A 3,531-nucleotide genomic window follows, 5' to 3' on the forward strand; every position below is an offset into this window, starting at 1 on the left:
ATCCCCGGCGAAGCCCCGCCGATAAACGTTGTCGCCTATGGGCGCGAATTCGACCATGGCTTCGCCGATGCCGACGACATTCCGATTGAGCCATGCTTGATTGGTCATGGTCTTATCCTGGATGTCCGAATTCAAACAGACCGGCCGTGGATGGCGCCCGTGAGATAGTCCGGCCAGTCGCACTCGAAGAACGGCCGATAGTCGCGATCCCTCTGACGGACGGGTCGCGGCTCACAGAGAAACTTGCCCGCGCCAAGGCGAACGTGGATTTGTTCGCTTCGATCCTCGTCGCGTTCCGCAACGAAACGGACGTCATCGAGGGGTCCGGTCCGGGCCTGAGGCGTTCGATCGCCATTCGGGGCGCAAACCGTGCGGGCGCCGCGAGTTCCGCCGCCGCGTTCGAGGTAGAAGGCCAACGCCGTCAGCACTGCCTCCGACGCAATGGCGCTCTGGCGCCATTGAAGCGCCCGAAGCGCCTCGTTGGCGCCGTCGAACGCTATTCCCTGCTGGCGGATCGACTCGTTCAGAGCGTGCGCCGCCTCCACCGCAGCGCTCACGTCCTTCGCATTGCAAAGGATCCCGGCATGGTCGCTCATCCGGTCCTGGACCTCTTTGCGGATGGCGGCCGGCTTCAGCGGGCTGGCGGTTCGGAGGGCGTCGAGCACCCCCAACACGGCTCTTTCAACCACTGGTTTCGGCGTGATCGCCTCGGAAGGCCTCCGGCTGGCCGCGATATGCTCGGCGCAACGCGTACCGAATACCTGACCCGCATTCAGCGCTGCGCCGCCCGGCCTCGTCACGCCATGAGTGCCAGCGGCTTCGCCGACGGCGTAACATCCGGCCAGGTTCGTCTGGCCCCAGGTGTTGACCGCCAGACCCCCATTCATGTGCTGGTTCAAGATCGCGAATTCGAGCGGGTCGCGGGTGATGTCGTCTTTGTAGCGCTGGTAGAGTTCGATCGAGAGCGGGTTCATCTTGCGCAACCGATCGAGTGGCGTTTCGAGCAGCGCCCCGCTGTTCGCGAGGTAGTTCCGAACGTCGTGATCCAGACGGTCGAGACTGAACTCTGCGTCTCCGGCGACGGGGAGAGGGTTGCGATTGAAGTCCATGAAGACTTTTCGCCCGGCCTGCGTCTCTCGGTAGACGGCGAGATCCAGTAAGCTAGACCCGAAGTCCAGCATGCTCGTGGCGTGGAACGGCCACTGGTAGCCTTTCCGGAAAATGTTGGAAGCAAGCTCCTGCGTGGTGCGGTAATAGTCGACCAGGAAATTGCGTTCGTCTCCCCGGGCGTCGCGCGAGAAGACGTAGGGCATGCATTGCACGTAGGTGCCGGACAGATTCCAGGGGAAATTGTCACGGGGCGTCCCGATGCCGAACTGGCTTTCGGTGAGATTGACGGCCTCGATTCCCGCTTCCAGGGCGAGACCGAGGGATCCGAAGCAATGTCGCGGATAGACGCTGTCGCGGTAGAGCTCGCCCGGACCGCCTGTGGCGATGACCACTGTGCCGGCAAGAAATACGGCGAACCCGAACGGATTGTCTTTGCTTCGCTTTTTCGGCGCCATCACAAGCGCGCCTACGGCTCGAGGCTCCGGTTCCGGAGCGACCAGAAGCCGAACGGCTGTCGTGTGATTGAAGATCGGGATGTCCAGGCGGATAGCTTCCCTGGTCAACACCTGGACCATCAGGCGAGAGGTCCGGGGACCACAACTGGTCGCGCGACCAACTTCGTCGTGGTCGGTCTGATAACGCAGGACGCCGCCGAGACGGTCCTGAGGGATCGGCAGTCCCATGAACTGCAGGGATGAGAGCGCGCGGGCGGATCCGACCGCCTCCACGTAGGCGGTGTCCTCGTCCATGGCGCCTCCGGCGCCGAGCGCGTCGGCCAGAGCCCGGAAGTCGTCACCTCGCCCCGCGGTGTTGGCGGTGTGCAGGGTCTGCTTGTCGGACCCAGAGCAGGCCGACGTGCCGCCGAACGCGCTTTGGCTTGCGATCACCACGTCGACGTCACGGCGCATGAGCTCGACGGCTGCCCGAAGTCCCGCCGCCCCGCTGCCTAGGACGAGCGCGTCGGCCCGGTGCACCGGCAGGGAGTAACCGCTCGCCGTCACGAACTCTTTCGGCGGCCTTTCGTTTGCCAGCCGCGGCATCGGGACATCGGTCACTCGGTCAAGGATCGATTGCGGTACGGTCGAGGTCAGAGGGCGTTTCCTTGGACTTTTGGGTTGACGAGGCGCCTGAAACCATTTATTTGAATTTAGCACGTTCCAATTTAAGATGCAAGCCTAGCGTCCTGATTGGCGTTGTACACTGTGGCTATTTCGACTTTACTTTGGAACGATCCAAGTATTATGAGCAAGAATGGTGAGGATCCAGGGGAGGAAGGGATGAGCGACGCTCGCGCGACCATCGTCGACGTCGCGCGCCGCGCCGGTGTCTCAAAATCCACGGTCTCTCTGGTTTTGGGCGGAAGCTCTCTCGTCGCGCAGTCAACGCGGGAACGGGTCAGCGCGGCGATGACCGAGCTCGGCTACATCTATCATCGCGGAGCGGCGACCTTGCGCGGCGCCAAGTCCGGCGTCCTCGGGATGATCATCAACGACCTGACCAACCCCTTCTACGTCGAGCTTGCGATCGGCATTGAGCAAGCGTGCCAAGGAGGAGCGTTTGTCCCGTTTCTTGCGAATTCCGCCGAGGATCCAATCCGGCAGCAAGAGGTCATCAAGTCCATGCGGGAGCATGGCGCGGCCGGGCTGGTGCTCGCCCCCGCCATCGGCACCGCGCTGAGCGATGTGAAGCCTCTCCTCGCCGGACTTCCGGTCGTTCAGGTGATGCGCCGCCTTCCTGGTCTGAAGGCCTCGCTCGTCGCGCCCGAAAATCGGGAGGGCGCGCGGAAGGCGACGGCCCACTTGGTTGAACACGGACACAAGCGGATCGCCTTCATCGGCGGCACAACGTCATTGTTCGTTCGCGAGGAGCGCCTCAGCGGGTATCGACTTGCCCTCGAAGAGGCCGGAATTCCGCTCGACGAATCGTTGGTCATTGAAACAATGAACAACACCTCGGGCGGCGGGGCGGCGGTTCCGCAGTTGCTCAACCTCCACGAGCCTGCGACCGCCGCCCTTTGTTTCAACGACGTCGTCGCGATCGGCCTCATTCGCGCGCTGACTCAGGCTGGCGTCGCGGTGGGGCGCGACTTCGCCGTCATCGGCTTCGACGACATCGAAGAAGCCAAGCACACGCTTCCCGCTTTGACGAGCATCGCCGTCAACCCCCGCAGCCTGGGCTCCCGAGCAGCCCAACTCCTCATGCGTCAGATCGCAACCGGAAACTTTGAGCCGGAAGCGGTGCTGTGTCCGACAAGCCTGATCATTCGCGCATCGTGCGGAACTTCGAATTCTGCTGAAGGGAGGATCCAGTCATGATCGGTCTTCGTTGGGGGTTGATCGGCGCGAGCACGATCGCGGCCGAGCACATGATCGACGCGTTTCGCGCCAATGGCGGCGAAGTCGTCGCCGTCATGAGCACGAA

At 63.0% G+C, this 3,531-nt stretch carries 2 protein-coding genes and 1 pseudogene; 2 read left to right on the plus strand and 1 reads right to left on the minus strand.

Annotated features, from left to right (window positions below; translation table 11 throughout):
• Positions 1 to 131: 131 nt before the first annotated feature.
• On the minus strand, positions 132 to 2,201 hold the full coding sequence (locus tag ACLP25_RS20125; protein WP_442470935.1) for an FAD-binding protein: 2,070 nt from the start codon (positions 2,199 to 2,201) through the stop codon (positions 132 to 134).
• Between the two features lie 186 nt (positions 2,202 to 2,387).
• On the opposite strand from ACLP25_RS20125, the gene ACLP25_RS20130 reads away from it, so the two are divergent.
• Both ACLP25_RS20130 and ACLP25_RS20135 read left to right on the plus strand, forming a co-directional pair.
• Positions 2,388 to 3,425: a LacI family DNA-binding transcriptional regulator gene (locus ACLP25_RS20130; protein ID WP_442470934.1), complete on the plus strand. Its 1,038-nt coding sequence runs from the start codon at positions 2,388 to 2,390 to the stop codon at positions 3,423 to 3,425.
• Positions 3,422 to 3,531, plus strand: a pseudogene (locus tag ACLP25_RS20135) (gfo/Idh/MocA family oxidoreductase); the annotation flags it as partial. The gene ACLP25_RS20130 and the pseudogene ACLP25_RS20135, both read left to right, overlap by 4 nt.

The organism is Roseiarcus sp., assembly GCF_052145395.1.
Classification (GTDB): domain Bacteria; phylum Pseudomonadota; class Alphaproteobacteria; order Rhizobiales; family Beijerinckiaceae; genus Roseiarcus.

Coding starts and splice junctions, on each gene's coding strand:
- ACLP25_RS20130 (WP_442470934.1), top strand. CDS start 2,388: ATGAGCGACGCTCGCGCGACCATCGTCGACGTCGCGCGCCGCGCCGGT.